Source organism: Parvimonas parva (assembly GCF_016552165.1).
GTDB classification, from domain to species: domain Bacteria; phylum Bacillota; class Clostridia; order Tissierellales; family Peptoniphilaceae; genus Parvimonas; species Parvimonas parva.
This window is the reverse complement of sequence record NZ_JACVDA010000049.1, coordinates 1-1,360: the sequence shown is the minus strand read 5'-3', so window position 1 is coordinate 1,360 and position 1,360 is coordinate 1. Positions and strand designations below refer to the sequence as shown.

At 34.5% G+C, this 1,360-nt stretch carries 1 protein-coding gene; it reads right to left on the bottom strand.

The window, feature by feature from the left end; genetic code table 11:
• Positions 1-310: 310 nt before the first annotated feature.
• A partial coding sequence (locus IBJ83_RS08345; protein WP_201276079.1) for an IS256-like element ISEf1 family transposase occupies positions 311-1,360 on the bottom strand: 1,050 nt, incomplete at its 5' end.

The following is a 1,360-nucleotide window of genomic DNA, read 5'->3' as shown; positions in this document are numbered from 1 at the left end:
AATATGAATATATAGATCCATAATGATTTGAATAGAAGAGTGGCCTAAACGCTCTTGCACATCTTTAATATTTGCACTAGCTTGCTAAAAGCAAGCTAGCATGTGTGTGTCTAAGACCATGAATAGTAATTCGTTTAAGATTGTTTTTCCTGATGATTACATCTAACCATTTTCGAGATTTAGATAATTGAAGGTGTTCATTTCTTTCTGGTAAAAATTTAAATATATAACTACATTTTCTCTACTAACTTTGAAACAGGGAGCGTCAATAATTTTGTGTAAATAAATTGTCCTCCTGCAAAATAATTAGTTACTCAGTAAACATTGAAACTAATGTATCGGTTACCTGTTGAAAACCTTTATGGCTTCTGTTTAGAAATTTTTGATTGTATGTATCAAAAATGCTGACTAGAAAGCGTTCTAGTGATTCTTCATTTTGAAACTGCTCTTTTCTACGGCTGTATCTTTTAATTTGCTTATTGAAAGACTCGATTAGATTGGTTGAGTAAATGGTTCTACGAATGCTAGGTGGAAAATCATAAAAAGTTAATAAGTCTTGGTTTTCTATGAGTGACTGCGTCACTTTAGGATAGTTTTTCTTCCATTTCTCAATCATGCCGGATAAGAAGGTATTCGCTTCTTCTTTTGAGTTAGCTTGATAAACAGCCTTAAAGTCATCACAGATTTCTTTTCGGTCTTTGACACGTACTTTATGAGCGATATTACGAGATACATGGATACAACAATGCTGATATTTTGCTTTAGGATAAATTTGATGGATAGTATCTTTCATGCCTTTTAAGCCGTCCGTAATAAAAAGCAAGACTTCTTGAACTCCTCTGGAGTTAATATCCTGTAGCAGCTCATTCCAAACGTATGTTGATTCAGTTGGAGCAATCGCATAACTCAGTACTTCTTTAGTGCCGTCTTCTCGTATACCAATGGCAATATAAATCGCTTCTTTGGATACGGTTTGACGTTTTAGTGGAATGTAAGTAGCGTCCATAAAAATAGCGACATACTTATCATTTAAGGCTCTGGATTTAAAGGCATTTACTTCTTCAGTCAGAACTTTAGTCATGTTGGACATGGTTTGTGGAGTATAGTGATGACCGTACATTTTTTCGATCAAATCAGCAATTTCAGACATCGTAACACCTTTTTCGAATAAATGGATAATAGTGGTTTCCAATGTATCGTTTGTTCTTTTGTAGGCTGGTAAAGTTTGTTGTTTAAACTCACCATTACGATCTCTAGGTATTTCCAATGTTAATTCACCATATTCGGGTTTGTTTGATCGAAAGTAAGAACGGTTTGTGGAATTAGCTGAATTAAAAGCAGGGGGTTGAAGAGCTGGATG